Origin of the sequence: Granulicatella sp. HMSC31F03 (assembly GCF_001807725.1) — a bacterium.
GTDB classification, from domain to species: domain Bacteria; phylum Bacillota; class Bacilli; order Lactobacillales; family Aerococcaceae; genus Granulicatella; species Granulicatella adiacens.
Window position 1 is genome coordinate 28124 of record NZ_KV790846.1, and the last position, 18919, is coordinate 47042.

Annotated in this window: 16 protein-coding genes; 2 read left to right on the plus strand and 14 right to left on the minus strand. The window is 34.7% G+C overall.

Annotation, left to right across the window (positions count from 1 at the left end):
- From HMPREF3106_RS01705 to HMPREF3106_RS01720, 4 genes are all read right to left on the minus strand, one after another.
- On the minus strand, positions 1 to 876 hold the full coding sequence (locus HMPREF3106_RS01705; RefSeq protein WP_039848758.1) for a transporter substrate-binding domain-containing protein: 876 nt from the start codon (positions 874 to 876) through the stop codon (positions 1 to 3).
- 146 nt (positions 877 to 1022) lie between these two features.
- Positions 1023 to 2801: an excinuclease ABC subunit UvrC gene (gene uvrC, locus HMPREF3106_RS01710; protein WP_070444000.1), complete on the minus strand. Its 1779-nt coding sequence runs from the start codon at positions 2799 to 2801 to the stop codon at positions 1023 to 1025.
- A gap of 43 nt (positions 2802 to 2844) precedes the next feature.
- Complete coding sequence (locus tag HMPREF3106_RS01715; RefSeq protein ID WP_070444003.1) at positions 2845 to 4023, minus strand: iron-containing alcohol dehydrogenase; 1179 nt, start codon at positions 4021 to 4023, stop codon at positions 2845 to 2847.
- Between the two features lie 103 nt (positions 4024 to 4126).
- Positions 4127 to 4450: a hypothetical protein gene (locus HMPREF3106_RS01720; RefSeq protein WP_246827496.1), complete on the minus strand. Its 324-nt coding sequence runs from the start codon at positions 4448 to 4450 to the stop codon at positions 4127 to 4129.
- Between the two features lie 150 nt (positions 4451 to 4600).
- Here HMPREF3106_RS01720 and HMPREF3106_RS01725 point away from each other — a divergent pair, with 150 nt between their 5' ends.
- The gene (locus tag HMPREF3106_RS01725) at positions 4601 to 5635 is read left to right on the plus strand and encodes a glycosyltransferase family 4 protein (RefSeq protein WP_005605323.1); all 1035 of its coding nucleotides are present in this window, start codon (positions 4601 to 4603) and stop codon (positions 5633 to 5635) included.
- 10 nt (positions 5636 to 5645) lie between these two features.
- A complete protein-coding gene (locus HMPREF3106_RS01730; protein WP_005605322.1) occupies positions 5646 to 6272 on the plus strand; it encodes a TVP38/TMEM64 family protein in 627 nt (208 codons plus the stop codon).
- Positions 6273 to 6312: 40 nt separating this feature from the next.
- On the opposite strand, the gene HMPREF3106_RS01735 is transcribed toward HMPREF3106_RS01730, so the two are convergent.
- The 10 genes from HMPREF3106_RS01735 to smc form a co-directional block, all read right to left on the minus strand.
- Entirely contained in the window at positions 6313 to 7815 is a 1503-nt protein-coding gene (locus HMPREF3106_RS01735; protein WP_070444008.1) for a serine hydrolase, read from the minus strand.
- An 89-nt stretch (positions 7816 to 7904) separates the two neighbouring features.
- Positions 7905 to 8504 (minus strand): DUF6630 family protein, encoded by a 600-nt coding sequence (locus HMPREF3106_RS01740; RefSeq protein WP_070444011.1) that lies wholly within the window; start codon positions 8502 to 8504, stop codon positions 7905 to 7907.
- A 112-nt stretch (positions 8505 to 8616) separates the two neighbouring features.
- Entirely contained in the window at positions 8617 to 9603 is a 987-nt protein-coding gene (gene guaC, locus HMPREF3106_RS01745) for a GMP reductase (RefSeq protein WP_070444014.1), read from the minus strand.
- Positions 9604 to 9743: 140 nt separating this feature from the next.
- Positions 9744 to 10460 carry a Bax inhibitor-1/YccA family protein gene (locus tag HMPREF3106_RS01750; protein ID WP_070444017.1) on the minus strand — a complete coding sequence of 239 codons (717 nt, stop codon included), beginning with the start codon at positions 10458 to 10460 and terminating at the stop codon, positions 9744 to 9746.
- Positions 10461 to 10493: 33 nt separating this feature from the next.
- Positions 10494 to 11498 (minus strand): signal recognition particle-docking protein FtsY, encoded by a 1005-nt coding sequence (gene ftsY, locus HMPREF3106_RS01755; protein WP_070444020.1) that lies wholly within the window; start codon positions 11496 to 11498, stop codon positions 10494 to 10496.
- Between the two features lie 14 nt (positions 11499 to 11512).
- Positions 11513 to 12334, minus strand: a complete 822-nt coding sequence (locus HMPREF3106_RS01760; RefSeq protein ID WP_049555621.1) for a Cof-type HAD-IIB family hydrolase — start codon at positions 12332 to 12334, stop codon at positions 11513 to 11515.
- 305 nt (positions 12335 to 12639) lie between these two features.
- Complete coding sequence (locus HMPREF3106_RS01765; RefSeq protein WP_083281571.1) at positions 12640 to 13443, minus strand: ABC transporter permease; 804 nt, start codon at positions 13441 to 13443, stop codon at positions 12640 to 12642.
- 4 nt (positions 13444 to 13447) lie between these two features.
- The gene (locus HMPREF3106_RS01770; RefSeq protein ID WP_049554749.1) at positions 13448 to 14227 is read right to left on the minus strand and encodes a hypothetical protein; all 780 of its coding nucleotides are present in this window, start codon (positions 14225 to 14227) and stop codon (positions 13448 to 13450) included.
- Complete coding sequence (locus HMPREF3106_RS01775; protein ID WP_070444023.1) at positions 14224 to 15192, minus strand: ATP-binding cassette domain-containing protein; 969 nt, start codon at positions 15190 to 15192, stop codon at positions 14224 to 14226. Before HMPREF3106_RS01775 ends, HMPREF3106_RS01770 begins: the two co-directional genes overlap by 4 nt.
- A gap of 144 nt (positions 15193 to 15336) precedes the next feature.
- Positions 15337 to 18906, minus strand: coding sequence for a chromosome segregation protein SMC (gene smc, locus HMPREF3106_RS01780; protein ID WP_070444026.1), 3570 nt, complete (start codon positions 18904 to 18906; stop codon positions 15337 to 15339).
- Positions 18907 to 18919: the final 13 nt, after the last annotated feature.

Below are 18919 nucleotides of genomic sequence, written 5' to 3' on the forward strand. Positions count from 1 at the left end.
TTAGTCTACATCTGAAATATCGATTTTTTCTGTTTTGAATTCTTTAGGTTCTGTTACGTCTTGACCAGCGAAGAATTTTTCAGAGATTTTTTTCAATGTTCCATCTTTCTTCATTGCATCCATCGCTTCATTGAACTTATCACGTAATACAGTGTTATTTAATGAAATTGAGAAGCTTGAACTATAAGGGTTTGCGTAAACACCTTCGTTAATCTTAATGTCATATTTATCTTTAGCAAAAGCGACCGCGATTGATTGTAAGTAGTAATCGTTGATAATTACATCTGTACGTCCGTTTACTAAATCAGACATATATACATCATTTGTTACGTTGTCATAAACAACTAATTCAGCACCAAGTTTTTTAGCAATCTTCATGTAGTTTGTACTTGCTGCACCAGCTGCTTTTTTACCTTTTACATCAGCCCAAGAATGGATTCCTGAATTATCGCTTCCACGAACAACCATTGATGTAAATGAGTATTTATGAGGTGTAGTGTGTAAATAGTCATCGAAGTTTTTCGCACCTTCTTCAATTGAATAGTTGGCGATGTCCGTCATACCACTATCTAATGCTGTTAACATTCCGTCAACACCCATTTCCGTAAATTCAACTTTAAGGTTTAAACGCTTCGCAACTTCCTTCATGATTTCCACATCGTAACCAGTTAGTTCATTATTATCATTATGGAATGATTGTGGATATAAAGTACCTGCAGTTGATACTTTAATGACACCAGATTCAACAATTTTATCCCAGTTTGCTTGCGCATCTGAAACTGATACAGTTGTTTCTTGTGTTTTTGTTGTGTTTGCTCCGCATGCTGCTAATAATGTAGCCACAGCAACGAAACCAGCTTTCATCCATTTTTTCATTGGTTTAACCACCTTTTATTTATTTTTCAACAATCAAAAAGATAGCACATCCATCCAAAAAAAACAAAGATTAAGTCTTGAAAAGCAAACTAAAAAATGAAACAGATAATTTACCTGTTTCATTTTTTAGTTTTACTCTTAATAATTTATTCATTCTGAAACGTTGTTATTATATTGCTTGCAACTTTTTCAGAGATTCCAATCTTCCGTAACTCCTCAACACTAGCATTTTTTATTGCGGTAGTAGTCTTAAAATGACTTAAAAGTTTCTTTCTAGTTTTTGGTCCTACTCCATCTATTAACTCCAATCTTGAAGAGAAAGTATTCTTGCCTCTAACTTGTCTGTGAAAAGTTATAGCAAATCGGTGAACCTCTTCTTGGACTCTTTGAATCAATTGAAAGGCTTGTCCTTTTCGATCTAATTCAATAGGAGTAAATTTTTCTCCATAAATTAAAGAAGCTGTTTTATGTTTATCATTTTTTACCATCCCACAAACCGGAATAGATAAGCCTAGTTCATCTTCAAGAACTTCCATAGCAGCCTTCATTTGGATTTTTCCACCATCCATTAAAACTAAGTCAGGAAGGTCCGCTTTTTCTCTTAGCAATCTGGAATAACGTCTTCTAATCACTTCTTGCGTCGTCGCGAACTCATGGCTTCCAAGGACCGTCTTCACCTTAAATTTTCGATAATGTTTCCGATCGGGTTTCCCATCTCGAAAAACAACCATAGCAGAAACAGGATTCGTACCTTGAATATTTGAATGGTCAAAAGACTCAATCACCGACAACTTTTCAAGTCCAAGAGCTTGTGATAACTCATCTAAAGCACCTAATGTTTTTAACTGACTCTGCTCTTCTCTTCTAAACTTCTCTAATAAAGAAATCTCACTATTTTGAGTCGCTAAGTCTAGCATTCTTTTTTTAGATCCTCTTTTTGGGGATACAGCTTTTACACCCAGTGTCTCGGATAGTAAATCAATATCTAAAGCATCCGGAACTAATATTTCTTTAGGTAAAATATGGTTTTGATCTTCATAAAACTGGATAATAAAGGATAGAACTTCATCTTCAATTTGATCATAAATAGGAAACATCGCTGCTTCCCTTTTAATAATCGTTGATTGTCTTAATAAAAATACTTGAATTGAAATCCATCCTCGATCAACAAAGTAAGCAAATACATCTCGATTCGTGAAATCAGAACTCATTATGTTTTGCTTCTCAACCGTTGCTTCAATGTATTGAATTTGGTCACGATAATCCATAGCTTTTTCGAATTCTAAACGCTCAGAAGCCTCTAACATTCTCTGATTCAAATCATCTTTAATGGTTTTTACATCTCCATTTAAAAAGCGTTGAATTTTTTTTATTTGTGTTTTGTACTCATCCTCAGAAATTTCATGGTCGCAACAACCGATGCACTGTCCTAAATGATAATAAAAACAAGCTCTGGTTTCATTCTTCCCACATTTTCTTAATGGATAAATTTTTTGAATGAGTTGTTGGGTAGATGTAGCAGCAGTTACATTAGGGTAAGGTCCAAAATAGATTCCTCCATCTTTTTCAACTTTGTGAGAAATCACTAATTGAGGATCCCTCTCTGAAGTGATTTTTAAATAAGGATACATCGTCCCTTGTTTCAACTTAATATTGTAGTACGGTTGATATTTTTTTATCAGGTTAATTTCGAGTAAAAGAGATTCTTTATTTGTCTTTGTCACAATATACTCAAAATGGTGGATTTCACTAACTAGCTTTTCAGTTTTAGTATCATGAGCTCCTCTGAAATAGGAACGAACACGATTTTTTAAATTCTTGGCCTTCCCAATATAGATAATCTCATCGTTACTATTTCTCATAATATAGCAACCCGGTAAATCTGGAAGATTCTTAAGTTTGCTTTCAATCAATTCACTAGCCATTTAATCTTCCTTTCATTCAAGACTAATAAAAAGTACATACTATTTATAATGCAGTTTTATATACCTCATAAGCAACTTCTGGAGTCACATCTCCATGTTCAGATAAAGCAACCTTCTTATGACGTTTTAGTCCTTCTACTAATGCTGGGATTACTTCTTCGCCTAAACCTACATCACTAAATCGAGTAGGAGCACCTAGAGATGAGAAAAATTTTTCTGTATTTATAATCGCTTGTTCCACAACCTCATTCTCTTCTCCGTCTAATCCCCAGACGCGTTTCCCATATCGAACTAACTTATCCCATTTTTGTTTTTTTCTAACTTTCATCATCGCTGGCAATACAATTGATAATGTTCTTCCATGGTCTAATCCATGATTTAATGTAATTTCATGACCTAATGCATGAGAAGACCAATCTGTCGGAACGCCTAAATTAATTGTCCCATTTAACGCATTAGTGGCACACCACATAAAAGTAGCCCTATCGTTATAATCAATATGAGGAATATCAATAATACGAGGAGCAATCTCAATCAACGTTTGAAGGATGCTTTCTGCATAACGATCCTGAAGAATCCCTCCTACTGGATAGGTTAAGTAATTCTCCATTACATGGATGAATGAGTCTAAGAGTCCGTTTACTAATTGACGTTCAGGTAATGTATAGGTTAGTTCAGGCTCTAATACTGAAAATACTGGAAACGTCTTTGGCCCTCTAAAACTTACTTTTGCATTTTTTTCAACAAAACTAATCACTGCTCCAGAATTCATTTCAGAACCAGTTGCTGGTAAGGTTAAAATCGTTCCAAATGGTACAACCTCTTGAACGGGTAGTCCTTTTCCAATTCCCCAACCAAATAAATCTATAGGGTCTCCTTCAAACAGGCTGGCTGCAGAGACAAATTTAGTTCCATCAATGACAGAACCACCTCCGATTGCAAGTAAGTAGGTAAAACCTCCTTCTCTTACTTTATGGACAGCCTTCATTAACGTTTCGAATGTAGGATTTGCCTCTATTCCCGAAAACTCATCCCAATCGCGTCCTCCAAGAGCTAAAACTGCTCTCTCAAAGGCTCCATTTTTTTTGACTGATCCTCCACCATATAAGATGAGGACTTTTGCATCTTTAGGTATTTCATTATCAATTTCCTCTATACGTTTTTTCCCAAATAAAATTTTTGTTGGATTTTGAAAAGTAAAATTTTGAATACTCTTTTCCATTTCTCTTCACCTCACGCTTTATCAAATGATGTTTGCTAAAAATAATTAACTCCTAGACTTCTAACAAAATAAACTGGACAATGCCCAGCTTACTTTTCTATTATCAATGAATCTTTGATAAGATATATTTATTTAATCTTTCCGCTGAAATCTCTTTTTCCAATTTTGAAACTTCAATAGGACTTAGAGGGATTTCGCAAGTCTTATTTCCATTATCATCATAAGAAACAACTACTTGTCCCACCTCTTCTCGATACTCTCGAACTACTCTTGAAAACAATAATGCTAGTTCCTTTTCAACTTCTAGTGCACAATGCTCTCTTAAAAGCTGAAATTGTTCCGCTATAACAGAAGGAATATAGTAACATTCTACTAGTGTCATTTCTTCTTCTTTAGATTTTTTATTAGATCTTTTACTTTTTTTCATAAACACCCTCGATTCTTTCTTCTTTTTTAGTATACAAAAATTCAAACAATAAGGCAAAAACATTAATTTTTCTAAATTTTGTTGATGCTGTTTTCCAAATGCTTTAATTCATGGTAAAATGGGTTGGAAATATACTATTAAGGAGTCAATATGCTTACAATAAATATGCTAACTCGTGCAGACAGTGTCAAAGGACAAGGAGTGATGTCTGCAACAGAGGAACAAATTAATTTAGTGACTGAAGGTCTTAAAGGATACAAAGTAGTTGTAAACCAATTAAAGATTGCTGATATTAATCATATTCATACCATTAATCCAGACTTTCTGTTTAAGTCATTCTTAAACAATAAGAAGCAACCAACAATAGCATCAGTACATTTCTTACCTGAAACACTTGAAAAGAGTATTTCTCTTCCAAAACCAATAAAAGAATTGTTCTATAAATATGTCTTATCTTTTTACAAACAAGCGGATTATTTAGTGACTGTGAATCCACGTTTTATTGACGACCTCGAACATTATGGAGTCGATCGTTCGAAAGTTACTTATATTCCAAACTTTGTATCTCGTGAAACCTTTTATAAAATCACTGATCAATCTAAAAGGGAATTAAGAAAGAAATTTGGATTAAATCCTGATCAGTTCACCGTTGTATCTGCAGGTCAATTGCAAATGAGAAAAGGTGTTCTAGAATTTATCGATTTAGCTGAAAAAATGCCTGAAATTCAGTTCGTCTGGGCTGGAGACTTTGCTTTTAAAGGAATTTCTGAAGGACGCAAAGAAATTATGGAACATATGGATGATCTTCCTGATAATGTTCATTTTCTAGGATTGGTTGAAAGAAACCAAATGAATGAATTTTTTAATATGGCTGATGTCATGTTACAACTTTCTTTTGAAGAATTATTCCCTATGACTATTTTAGAATCCATGAATGCTAATATTCCTCTTCTATTACGTGACTTACCTGAGTACAAGCCAATATTATTTGACTACTATTTAAAAGGGACAAGTCAACAAACGTTTAAAGAACAATTAACTAAACTTAAAGAAGATCCTGAGTACTATGCTATGGCATGTGAAGGCTCAAAACGTGGCGAACAATTTTACTCAAAAGAGAGTATTCTTCTCCAATGGCAACAATTTTACGATAAAGTTGCAACAGAAAGAAATTTAAAATCATAAAGGAGCAACAATGACAACCAACGAAATTAAACAAGGAAAACCACTCTCACCTACCGCTCAGAAAGTAATGAATATTGCTTCCATTTTAGGAGCAATCGCAACAGTCGTATTTATTGTTTGGGCTTGGCAAAAAGGCTTATTCACTTCTGAAGAGACCTTATCTGCATATATGTTACAGGCGGGAATTTGGGGACCTCCAATTTTTATCTTTCTCCAAATCTTACAAACGGTTGTTCCAATTATACCAGGTGCTCTAACAAGTATTGCTGGAGTTTATATTTACGGAAATATTATCGGGAATGTCTACAATTACATCGGTATTATTATCGGTTCAATTATCGCATTCTACCTTGCACGTCAATACGGTCAACAATTCGTAAAATCAATGGTAAGTGAAAATACGTATAATCGTTATATCAATTGGCTGGATAAAGGAAAATGGTTTGACTACTTTTTTGCTTTCATGATGTTCTTCCCAGTTTCTCCGGATGACTTTTTATGTATGTTAGCTGGTTTAACAAAGATGACTTACAAAAAGTTTATTATTATTATTCTAGTCTTTAAGCCATTCACATTAGCTGCTTATACTATCGGATTAAGATTCATCATCGATTGGTTCTGGGCATTCTTTAAATAAACAAATACCCCTGAGAAGAAATTCTCAGGGGTTTCTTGTTTTAATAATCTTTTTTGAATACTTGAACAGTTGCAATCACAATCCCACTAATAAATACACTTAAAGCTAATAAAATGCCAGCAAGTAATAATGGGTTTTTACTTAAGCTTCGTAACCATCCAACAAAAGTGCTTGTATCCTCATCATTAAAGGACAATACACCTTCATTCTTAGCTTCAGACGTAGTTGCAGGTTCTTCAGTTGTTGTTTCTTCAACTACCTTAGTAACTTTATGTACATTACTTTTAATCGCTTTTGTTAAAGTTGGAAAAGTATTTTCAACGATAATTTCATCGCCAACTAACTTATAGGTTGGTTTTGAATCGCCTTTGGTAATAGCTTTAATATCTTTTTCTACTTTAATTTTTTGACCATCAATTTCATGAACACCAGCTTTTAAAACTGTTTCTTCACGATATTCCGTAAATGCCTTTTCTAAAATAGCATTCCCAAATTGAGCTCTATAGTATACGCTAGTATTATAATCACTCCAACTACCTACCCCCATTAGCACTTCGATTACTCGTCTACCCTTTTCTTTGGCTGTAATAACATGGTTCAAAGCTGCGTTTGGAGAAGATCCAGTTTTAAAACCATCAACATGGAAATAACCTTGATTCATTCCGCTTGCTAATTGGTTTAATGTATAGAATGTTTCTTCTACTACCGTTCCTTCCATTGTTGTCACTGCTGGCTCTCTAGTGATTTCAAGAAATTCTGGGAAATTTTTTAAGAAATAATAAGATAAAGTTGCTAAATCTCTAGCAGTTGTTTGATTATACTCATCTGGAACACCTTCCACGGTATATAATCCACGGAACGCCGATACCACTGCTCCACTTGGATTATAGAACTTAGAATTCGTCATACCAAGTTCTTTTGCTTTATCGTTCATCATTTTAATATATTCTTCATTTGATTGACTGATAGCGTGCGAAAGCATCACAGTAGCTACATTTGAAGAAGGATACATCATTAAATATAATAAATCTCGAACCGGATATTCAATACCTGCTCTAATTTGATTATTACTAATATCATCAATCGTAGAAATAGCTCTGTCTAATTCAGTCGCAGTAATTTTCGTATCTAATGTAATTTTTCCAGCTTTAATAGCTTCATATACTAAATAAGCTGTCATTAGTTTAGTAGTACTAGCAGGATCCCAAGGCTTATCAATATGGTCACCATATAAAATTTGTCCAGTTTCAGCATCGACTAAAATGGCACTTTCTGGTCGATAATACTCACTAACATCATAACCATATCTTTGAGTGATCTCGAAAATCTCATCTTCAATAGAAAGTTCTGTTGATTTTTGCTGAGTCGTTTCTTCTTTCTTCTCCGGAGCGACCGTTGTTGGTGCTTCTTCTGTTTCTTCCACAACAGTTGTTTGCGAAACAGATTCTTCTGTCGTTTCCTCCGCTGAAATGGGTGCTAAACTAGTTAATACAAAAGAACAACTCAGTACTCCAAGTAGAAACTTTAAATTTCGTTTATTCATCACTATCCTCCTTACAATCTATTTTATTTTACTAAGATTTTCTTAAGTTTTCAAATAGAAAGAAGCAAAAACGTACCATTTTGTAATCGTTACGAAATTTGCTTCCAACTTTTCTCTATTGTATTCACTAATTTATTGAATTTTCCCATCCTTTTTTCCATCATTGAAAAAAGTAAAACATTCTCATCATCCAATTCGAAAGTTCCAATAATTATCTCAAGCTTCTGGAGTTCCATTGAAATGCACTCTAGAAATTCCGCTAAAGATTGATAGTTACAATGGCTTAAACGTTCATCAAGAGAAATCTCTTTTAGCTGTTTTAACTGTTTGAGATTTTTCATGACAGTTTCTACATTATCTCTCCAGTATATCCTTTTAGCATATGATTCTTTTTCTAAAGTCAATAGAAGAATCAACCAATAATCATCCAACAATTCCTCATGAAGAAGTTCAGAATCCTCATTCCATTCATCGCAATCTTCTTGGAACTCTTCCAATAAAAGTCTAGGATCCTCAAAATAATTTTCTAATAATCCTTTTACGGTCTGATTATGGTCTGTGATAATTTCCGAAATTTGGAGATAACAATCTTCATCGGAATCACTGTCTACTTCGACAGTTTCACTATCAAGCGTCTCTTCCAATTCGAATTCATCTTTCCTTCGACTTTTTCGATTAAATAGCCACATAGTTTTTTCCTCCTTTTATGGAGTTCTTTAGATTAGTATAACAAACAATTTTCGAAGAATAAATATCAAATTAAAAAAGCAGAAAGATTTCTCTTTCTGCTTAACAATCTGTTTAAATAGAATCCCCATTAAAAATAGAGTTTTTTACAATCACATAATCAACTTTACGAATGGCTTCGATATCTTTTCCGCCTGCATAAGAAATTGATGATTGCAAATCTTGTTGCATTTCAATTAAAGTATCTTGAAGCAATCCCTTATATGGAACGACAATTTTCTTACCTTCCACATTTTTACGTTCCCCTTTTTGGTACTCAGAAGCACTTCCAAAATACTCTTTGTATAATTGTCCATCCACTTCCACAGTTTTACCGGGTGACTCTTCATGTCCTGCAAAAAGTGAACCAATCATAACCATTGTGGCACCAAAACGAATAGATTTAGCAATGTCACCATGAGTACGGATTCCACCATCTGCAATGAGAGGTTTACGAGCAGCTTTAGAGCACCAACGTAGAGCCGCTAACTGCCATCCGCCAGTACCAAATCCTGTTTTAATTTTTGTAATACATACTTTTCCAGGTCCAATCCCTACTTTTGTTGCATCTGCCCCAGCATTCTCAAGTTCACGAACGGCTTCTGGCGTTCCTACATTTCCAGCAATTACAAAAGTTTCTGGTAAATGTTTTTTAATATGGTCAATCATATCAATCACAGAATTTGAATGACCATGGGCGATATCTATTGTGATATAGTCAGGAACTAAGTTTTTTTCTTTTAATTCTAGAATGAAATCATACTCTTGCGGTTTTACACCCACACTAATAGAGGATATTAAACCATTCTCTTTCATTCGTTTTACAAATGGCAAGCGACTTTGCTCATCAAAACGATGCATAATATAAAAATAACCATTCTTCGCTAAAAACTCTGCCACAGATTCATCAATAACTGTTTGCATATTAGCAGGAACTACTGGAAGTTTAAAAGTGAACTTCCCTAATTTTACTGTAGTATCACACTCCGAACGACTATTTACAATACATTTATTTGGGACTAATTGAATATCCTCATAATCGAATGCATTTAACTCAAACATAAATTTCCTCCTATATCGTTAATGCGTACGTAGGTAGTATACATGATTTTCTACTATAATGCATGTAATTATTTCTTTCCTAATAAAAATATTTTTACAAAAAAATAAGCCTGGGATAAACCCAGACCTATTTCAACGAATTAATCTTTTCCACTTCCGAATAAACGAAGGATATCTAAGAAGATATTGATAAAGTCAAGATATAATTCTAAAGCACCTAGAATGGCAATTCCTTCAAGTGCTGATTGATCTTCAAAGTAATCATACATTCTCTTTAACTTTTGAGTATCATAAATTGTTAAAATAATAAAAATGATTAAAGAAATACCTGACATAATCCACTCTACCATAGAACTTCGGAAGAAGAATAAGTTAAGAACACTTGCAAGAATTAGACCTATTAAAGCGCCCAATGCTTGTTGACCCCATCCAGTTAGGTCTTTTTTTGTTGTAAATCCTACAACAGATAGCCCTACGAACAAAGCACATGTAGAAGCAAATGCTTGAACAATACTTCCTAAATCATATACAAAAGTTAATGTAAAGAATGTTAACCCTGTTAGTGCTGCATACAAGCAATACATGACCATATAGCGAATAGGATTTCCTAGGCTCTCGTAATTAGGTCGCATTAAAAATACAAGAACTAATTGTAATAAGAAAATTCCCCACATACCATATCCATGTGTTGCTACCATGAAATTATAAAATAGACTGAATAATGCAGGAGTTGTGCTAAATAAATAAGCAACCACAGCAGAAATTGCAATTCCACCAAACATCCAGCCGTATACTTTCATGAAAAATTGATTTCTTCCTTCAATACTAGATTGAACACTATAATGATTATTCTCCATTATATCGCCTCATTTCAATTTAATATAAACGTATTATAGCATATCTTTTACCAATCCGTAAATAAATTGTTCTGGTTCAAATGGTTGCAAGTCGTCCATCTGTTCACCTAAACCAATGAATTTAACAGGAATATTTAATTCATGACGAATCGATAAAATGACTCCACCTTTTGCTGTACCATCTAATTTTGTTAAGATTAACCCCGTAATATCAATAGTTTCTCCAAACTGTTTCGCCTGAACTAAAGCATTTTGACCAGTTGTCGCATCTAAAACTAATAAAGTTTCATCTGCTCCCGTTTCAATTTCACGGGAGATAATACGATTCATCTTTTCTAACTCTTTCATCAAATTCACTTTGTTTTGAAGACGTCCAGCCGTATCGATTAATAAATAATCAAAGTTTTCTTCTTTAGCCTTCTTAATCGCATCAAAGACAACTGAAGAAGGGTCGCCACCTTCTTTACCTGCAACAACAGGAACTCCGACACGTTCTCCCCAGACTTCTAACTGTTGAATGGCTCCAGCTCGGAATGTATCTCCTGCAGCAAGTAAAACTTTGTTACCTTCTTGCTTCAGTCTCCAAGCAATCTTACCAATCGTTGTTGTTTTACCAACACCATTGACTCCAACAAACATTAGAACTGTTGGACGACCTTCAGCTTTTTTAAGCACTGATAAATTATCTTCGCCTTTTTCGTAAATGTCTACCATCTTCTCAATGATGACTTCTTTGACTTGACCAGAAGTTTTTGCGTTTTGAAGACGTACTTCATCACGTAAGGCATCTGTAATCGCTAGAGTCATCTCGAACCCAACGTCTGAAGAAATAAAAGTTTCTTCTAAATCCTCAAAGAAGTCTTCGTCAATTTCTCTGAAGTCAGCAAGGAATTCGTTTAAACGATCAGAGAAACTACGACGTGTTTTCTCCATCCCCTTGTCATATTTTTCTATAACAATTGATTCTTTCTTTTCCTCATGTTTAATGACTTCATCTTCACCGGTAAAGGCACGTTTAATTCGATCAAATAATCCCATATTTTCCCCTCACTTTACGCTTGTTTATTCATTTCTATAATATGGTAAATAGCCTTAGCAACCCCTGAATCCTCATTCGTTGCTGTTACATATTTTGCCACATCTTTGACTTCTTTTGAGCCATTGCCCATGGCTACTGGATAACCGACAACTGTTAACATTGGTAAGTCATTTTCCTCATCACCACATGCTGCCATTTCATCCAGCGAAATTCCTAGAATTTCTCCTAACATCTTTAAGCCATTTCCTTTTGAAACATGTTTTGGAACAACTTCTAATAAAAATGTTCTTGATTTCATACAGTTAAAGCGTTCGAAGAATTCTTTTGGTAATTTTGCAATGCCTTCATCCAAGATGTCTTGAGCGATACAAAGAACGGCTTTATTAAAGATATGATCCTCTTCGAAATCTTCTGGATTCTTTTGTTCAAAGGTAATTGGATGCGGTAATGTATTATAAATTGACGGACGTCCTTTGGGAGGCGTTGGCTCGTAAGCTCTTACCGTATCAATCATAACTAATGGAAGCCCTACTTTGGTTACTTCTTCATGACAATACTTCATATCTTCAACAGTATGTCCCGTTTCATAGATAATTTCTCCATGTTTTGTTTTTTGAATCAAACCACCATTGAAGTTAATCGCGTAGTCATCGTCCCCCATCAGGTCTAATTCTTCAAGTAAGTGAACAATACTTACAATTGGGCGACCTGTACAGAGAACCACTTTAATTCCATTTTCTTTAGCCAATTTAATGGCTTTTTTATTTTCTTCTGTTATTTTCTTTTCACCAGTTAATAATGTTCCATCTAAATCTAGTGCAATGACTTTTATCATACATTTTCTCCTTTTTTACTCTAGGGGGGTGCAAACAATGTTTAGGGGTGCATTTCCTAGAGATCGTCATTCCTTTGATTTCATTCTTGAATTATACCAAATTTTTAGGTTTGTGACTATTCCTATAGAAAAAGCCATATCACAGGGATATAGCTTCTTTGTTTTTCTTCGATGAATCATTTCATTAATCACTGATGAAGTTTGTATAAAATTATTGGTAACAAGATTTATCGGAAAACCAAATTTTACTTTTGAGGGACTCAATACTAGGATTAGTCAAAGAGCACAAATAATCATCAAAATCACTATCCACCAATACTTTGGTATTTTTTTAATCCATTTTTCCAGAAAATATGATAAATCAGAATCAATAGAACTGGTCCTGAAGATACATTCATCAAAGTTTCTAAAGAAAGTTGCTTTGTATGAAGTAATAACTCTCTAACAGGAAAATACCCAATAAAACCAAATGGAATTACCACAAGTAATGTCTTCAACCAATTCGGATAAATCGACAATGGATAATTTCCAAGTTGAGAAACTTCCCAAAAAATGCTTTTTAGTCCATCATTGGATACCCACCAAAAAGCCGTACAACTCAATAGTAAATACACTGCATACTTGACAAGAATTGAAGATACAATAAAGAGCACTAACTTCACAAAAAAAGTTAAAGTCCATAAAGTCGGCAGCTGACAAATTGATACTATTAACAGTAGCAACGCAACCAATGCCTCTAATACCGATTCTTCATCCAGTTGAAAAATCACAAATTGAAATAAAACATTTAAAGGTCTTACCAAAAAAATATCAAGTTCTCCTGTTTGAATCAGATAAGGAACTTCCAAGACAGTCACAAAAAAAATCTCCCAAACTGCATTCACTAACATTATAAAAGCATAGAAAAATAACACTTGGTAACCGCTAAATTCACCTAAAATACCGGTTGTAGAGACAATAATATACAAGACAAATAATGTTGAAATAGTCTCAAGAAAAAATCCCATATTTCCTAACAGAAAGTCTATTGGATACATCTTAATTCTTTTTATATCCATTTTTATAAATGCTGCATAAATCTTATGATATAACTTCATTTTGTAAAACAAAATACTACCCTCCCATTATTTCTAGTTTGAAATAAGTTCGTTGTTGTACCAAAAGCAGTAGTGCAAAAAAGACTACAATCCAAAAAAGTTGAACAAAAATTGCATCTTCGTAATAAAACAATTGGCTACCACTTAACATAGCACTAGGAAAATACTGAATCGCTACAAAAGGTAATTTTAGTACGAATTTACGTAAAAACTCTGGGTAAATATCAATTGGAAGAACTCCTCCACCAAATAATAATAAACAACCTGACAATAAACTTTTTGTTCCATTGATGCTCATTAAGAATGTGGAAAACAAACCTATCACATGTCCTAGAATCATGGCTAATATCCAACTGAGCGTTAATGATAATAAAGCCCAAAATAAGCTATCCATTTCTTCTAAGATATTAATTCTAAAAAAGAATATATAAATCACCCAAATAGGAATAATGCGATAGACAATCTTATACCAAGTGTTTCCTAATTGAACAGCTACATTCACAAAGAATGGAAGTTGCGGTCGTTGTAAATAGTTTGCAATCGTTCCTTTTAAAATAATTCGATTCATAAAATCTGCTGCAGAAAACATTGGCAATACACTAGACAAGGTCAATGCAAACATTGTATAAATTATAATCTGTTCAGTTCTAATACCGTTCGTTTTTTCCACAAATAACCAAATATAGTATTGAATAGAAACAGCAATAAATGTGCTCAAAATCGTCATCATATTATTCATTTGGTATTTCTTATTCGATTGATATTGATAGGCAGTATAGGCCCATAGCCCTCTCATTTCAACACCTTCTTCACAGTCATTAATTCAGACAGACTCAAGTTAGAAACTTCTACATTATTCGAAGAATATTCTTTTTTAAAGAAAGCAATTGCATGCTCCTCGGATAAGTTACGTGTATCAAAAAAGAACTCGGTTGAAGTAATGTTCCTTGCCAACTCTTTAATATTTGGATGAGTCACTTTTATAGCCTTTCCTTGTTCATGTTCCAACATTATCTTTTTTAGAAAACTATATTGGTTCTTAAAATCTTCTATCGAACCTTGATAAGCATTCTCTCCCTTATCCAAAATAATGATTTTTTGACTAACTTTTTCGATTTCTTGAAAATCATGACTTGTAATCATAAAAGTCGTATTTTTTTGTTCATTAATTTTTAAAATCATTTCCATCATTTTTTTCTTTGTCTGAACATCAATTCCAATTGTTGGTTCATCTAAAATCACGAGCTTTGGAGAATGAATCAATGCACAAATGAATTCACCACGCATTCTCTGACCAAGTGACAATTCTCTCACTGGTTGATCTACATAATCATCCACTTCTAATTCACTCATTAACCATTTCAGCCACTCCATATCCTGCTTGGAAGTTTTTGAATAGATTTTTTGTAAAAAATTAAATGAATCAATAAGTGGTAAATCCCACCATAAATGAGATTTCTGTCCGAACAAAACACCAATATCCTTTGCGTTTTTTCTACGATTATTAAAAGATTTTCTACCAAAAACTGTCACTTCTCCCGAATCAGCTGGGATAATTCCTAATATCATTTTTATAGTCGTAGACTTTCCTGCTCCATTTTCACCAATATAACCGACAATTTCGCCCTGGTGAATTTCGAGATTCAAGTCACTAATAACCTTTTTTTTCGCTTTTTCACTGAAAATTCTTTCTATCCACGTTTTGTTTAATTGTTTATCTGAATCTACATAGCTTTTGTAAACATGCATCAAACGAAGCATTATCTCACCTCTTTATTCTTTAATAATCCCATCTTCAAAAAAATATTCTCGATACGCTCATTGAACGTATCTCTTATAGTATACCACAAAACAAGCCATTCGTATTAAAAAATAAGAGGTAGCGCGCATTGCTACCTCTTACTCTTATTTCACTTCTTCTAATTCGTCAAAGTCTTCAAACTTAACGGATGCAAGTTTTGATACCCCTGATTCTTGCATGGTTACTCCATACAATACATCGGCTTCTTCCATCGTACCACGACGGTGCGTAATCACGATGAATTGCGTACGGTTTGTAAATTCTTTTAAGTAACGACCGTAACGCGCTACGTTTGCTTCATCCAGTGCGGCTTCAACCTCGTCGAGTAAGCAGAATGGAACTGGCTTCACTTCTAAGATTGCAAAGAGTAATGCAATCGCTGTGAAGGCACGTTCTCCACCAGAAAGTAAGCTGAGTGATTGAAGTTTCTTACCCGGTGGTTGAGCAATAATCTCAATTCCTGTTTCGAGTAAGTTCTCTGGATCTGTTAATTCAAGTGTTGCACGTCCACCACCAAATAAGCGTGGGAATGTACGCTCAAATTGAGTACTTACGGCATCAAAGGTTGTCTTGAAGCGTGTCGTTACTTCTTCGTCCATTTCCGTAATGGTTTCTTCCAGCGTCTGTTTAGCTTCTAGTAAATCTTGTTGTTGCGCTGTTAAGAATGTAAATCGTTCTTGTACCGCTTCAAACTCTTCAATCGCCAACAAGTTTACAGCACCCATTTGTTCGATTTGTTGTTTTAGGCTACGAACGAGTTTTGAAGCTTCTTCAATCGACATATCAAGTGTTGTTTTAGCAATTGCTGCTTCAAACGTTAATTCGTATTCTTCACTCAAGTACGTTAATTTTTGGTCAATCGAAATTTCGAAACGATTCGCTTTCGTTTCTAATCGTGTTTGATTCTTCAACTGATCTTGTAATTGATGTTGCGCTTGTGTTCTAGCAGCTTCTGATTGTTTTACATGAATTTCTAGTGCTGAACGCTCCTCACGTAATTCCTTAATCAGTGTATCTAATTCATCCACTTGACCTTTTAACGCATCAAACTCTTCTTGAATCTTCGCGTAAATCGCCTCATCTTCCTCTTGATTACGAGACTGTTCCGATTTCTTAGAATGTAATAATTCAATTTGATCTTCTAAACGATTTTTTTGAAGTTTCGTTTGATGAATTTCACGTTTTTCTTGGTTAAATTGCTCTTGTACACGAGCACGATTCGTACCAAGTTCTTGCAATTCTTTTTGTTTTTCTTGAATTTGTTGGGTCTTATCTTCATTCGATAATTGAAGGTAATCCAATTCTTTTTTCAAGGATGCATTTGCTTTTTGAAGGGCCACCAATTTTTCATGGTTTTCAACGTATTGCTCTTCTAATTGCTCATATGCTTCAATGAGTTCATCCATTTCAAATTGATTTGCTTGTTGAATACGTTCGTGTTTTTGAACTTCTTCAAGCGCAAATCTTGATTGGAATTCTAGTTGATTGAGGGTTTGTTCCAATTGAATATGACTCGCATTTAATTCGCGATACTCTTCTTCTAGCTTGTTCTTTTCAGCTGTCACTTTTTGGAACTGTGCTGACAATTTTTCGTATTCAGCCTTTGCTTTTTCAAATTGCTTCGTCACTGTTTCTAGTTGACTGTTACGTCGAACGAGTGATTGTTGACCAGAGTTCTTAGAAGCTCCCCCTGTCATCGAACCACCTGCGTTTACGACATCTCCTTCAAGTGAGACAATACGATAGCGGTAACCGAGTTGTTTCGCTAATAGTTGTGCTACTTGTAAGTTTGTTGTCACAAGTGTAGTTCCAAGTAAGTTTTTAATAATCGAAGCATATTTATTATCTGTTGAAACAAGTTCACTTGCGATACCAATAAAACCGTCTACTTTTTTCGCTTGGTTTAATACCGTATCTGGTACTTGTTTTTCTTTAATAATTGATAATGGTAAGAACGTTGCACGGCCTAAACGATTTGTCTTCAAATACGTAATCGCTTTGGCAGCAGCCTTCTCGTCTGTTACAACGATATGTTGGCTCGTCGCTCCCAGCGCGATATCGATGGCTGTCGTTAATTGTTCATCTACACGAATGAGTTCTGCTACAGAATTCACCACACCTGGCAACTCAGATTTGTGTTTCAGAACTTCACGAACGCCTTGATAATAACCAGCATAATCTTCAGATACTTGTTTCAAGCTTCGAACGGTCGCTTGTAATTGCTGAAGATGACGTTCCTTTTCCATCCCTTCATTAGAAAGAATAGAGTGTTGCTCATTGATTTTTGATAATTTTTCTTTTAGAGCTAGAAGCTGTTTTTCAGAACTTGCTTTTTCTTTTGTGAGTTCTTCAATCTTTTCAATGAATTCATTTGCTTTTTCTTCTAAAGCTCGATGTTCTTCATCAAAGGAATCAAAACGCTCCGTCATTTTCTCTTGAGTGTTTTGGTTTACCTCCATAGACTTCTCAAGGTTCTTCTCTTGGTTGAGTAAACGTGAGATTTCTTGTAATTGCTCAATATAACGATTTTGAAGCTCTTTAACGCTTTCCTCGTTACTTTGACTTAATTGGTCTAATTCTTCAACTAATTGACTCCAAGCCTCTTCTACGTTCTTTAATTCAATCTTACGTTCTACTTGATTCTTTTCAAGAAGAGCTAATTTTTCTTCTACTTCTTCTAACTCACGAAGAGCAGCAGCTAGTGCTTCTTGATTTTCCTCATCGCTACGTTCTGCAAATTGGCGACGTTGCTCGAAGACTTTACGTTGACCATCGAGTTGCTCTACTTTTTGGATTAATTCTACGTATTCTTCTTGTTTTGCATCGAGGTCTTCATTACGGGCTTCAAGTTTTACTTGATTTTCCTCGATGTCCAATTGAAGGCTTTCTAGCGTTGCTTCCGTTTGCGCTAATTGCTCTTGGAGTTGCTCCACTTCTTGAAGAGCTACTTTCCACTGAGCATTTAATGTTTCAATTTCGACTGCTAAAAGAGCGGTTTCCACATCTTCTAGCTGTTCTTTCTTAGAAACGTAAGCAATCGCTTTTTCACGTTGTTCTTCTAGTGGTGCTAATTGACCTTCAATCTCATGAAGAATATCTTCCACACGATTTAAGTGATCTTGTGTTTGATTCAATTTACGTTGCGCTTGATTTTTACGGTCTTTGTATTTAAGTACTCCAGCCGCTTCTTCGATAATCATTCGACGTTCTTCAGGTTTTTCGTTAAAGATTTGCTCAACTTTCCCTTGCGAAATCAAAGCAAACGAGTCTTTCCCTAGCCCTGAGTCCATCATTAAGTCTGTAATGTCTTTCAAACGAACTGGTTTCTTGTTAATTAAAAAATCACTTGCTCCATTACGATTCAAGCGGCGTGTCAATACCACCTGTGTTTGATCGGTTGCCAACACTTTATCTTCGTTATTGATATATAGATTAACTTCAGCAATATTCACTGGTTTTCTAGTTTGAGAACCTGCGAAAATGACGTCATCCATCCGTTTTCCACGTAAACTCTTAGCCGATTGTTCCCCAAGAACCCACTTAATCGCTTCAGAAAGATTGGACTTTCCACTACCATTAGGTCCTACAACCGCAGTCACGCCTTTATCGAATTCAATTGTAGTCTTATCGGCAAATGATTTAAATCCCGACATTTCAATTTTTTCTAATTGCATGCTTTAACCCTTT

Bases quoted from the DNA above. Each gene is read 5' to 3' on its own strand.
- HMPREF3106_RS01705 (WP_039848758.1), bottom strand. From the start codon at position 876: ATGAAAAAATGGATGAAAGCTGGTTTCGTTGCTGTGGCTACATTATTA.
- uvrC (WP_070444000.1), bottom strand. From the start codon at position 2,801: ATGGCTAGTGAATTGATTGAAAGCAAACTTAAGAATCTTCCAGATTTA.
- HMPREF3106_RS01715 (WP_070444003.1), bottom strand. From the start codon at position 4,023: ATGGAAAAGAGTATTCAAAATTTTACTTTTCAAAATCCAACAAAAATT.
- HMPREF3106_RS01720 (WP_246827496.1), bottom strand. From the start codon at position 4,450: ATGAAAAAAAGTAAAAGATCTAATAAAAAATCTAAAGAAGAAGAAATG.
- HMPREF3106_RS01725 (WP_005605323.1), top strand. From the start codon at position 4,601: ATGCTTACAATAAATATGCTAACTCGTGCAGACAGTGTCAAAGGACAA.
- HMPREF3106_RS01730 (WP_005605322.1), top strand. From the start codon at position 5,646: ATGACAACCAACGAAATTAAACAAGGAAAACCACTCTCACCTACCGCT.
- HMPREF3106_RS01735 (WP_070444008.1), bottom strand. From the start codon at position 7,815: ATGAATAAACGAAATTTAAAGTTTCTACTTGGAGTACTGAGTTGTTCT.
- HMPREF3106_RS01740 (WP_070444011.1), bottom strand. From the start codon at position 8,504: ATGTGGCTATTTAATCGAAAAAGTCGAAGGAAAGATGAATTCGAATTG.
- guaC (WP_070444014.1), bottom strand. From the start codon at position 9,603: ATGTTTGAGTTAAATGCATTCGATTATGAGGATATTCAATTAGTCCCA.
- HMPREF3106_RS01750 (WP_070444017.1), bottom strand. From the start codon at position 10,460: ATGGAGAATAATCATTATAGTGTTCAATCTAGTATTGAAGGAAGAAAT.
- ftsY (WP_070444020.1), bottom strand. From the start codon at position 11,498: ATGGGATTATTTGATCGAATTAAACGTGCCTTTACCGGTGAAGATGAA.
- HMPREF3106_RS01760 (WP_049555621.1), bottom strand. From the start codon at position 12,334: ATGATAAAAGTCATTGCACTAGATTTAGATGGAACATTATTAACTGGT.
- HMPREF3106_RS01770 (WP_049554749.1), bottom strand. From the start codon at position 14,227: ATGAGAGGGCTATGGGCCTATACTGCCTATCAATATCAATCGAATAAG.
- HMPREF3106_RS01775 (WP_070444023.1), bottom strand. From the start codon at position 15,192: ATGCTTCGTTTGATGCATGTTTACAAAAGCTATGTAGATTCAGATAAA.
- smc (WP_070444026.1), bottom strand. From the start codon at position 18,906: ATGCAATTAGAAAAAATTGAAATGTCGGGATTTAAATCATTTGCCGAT.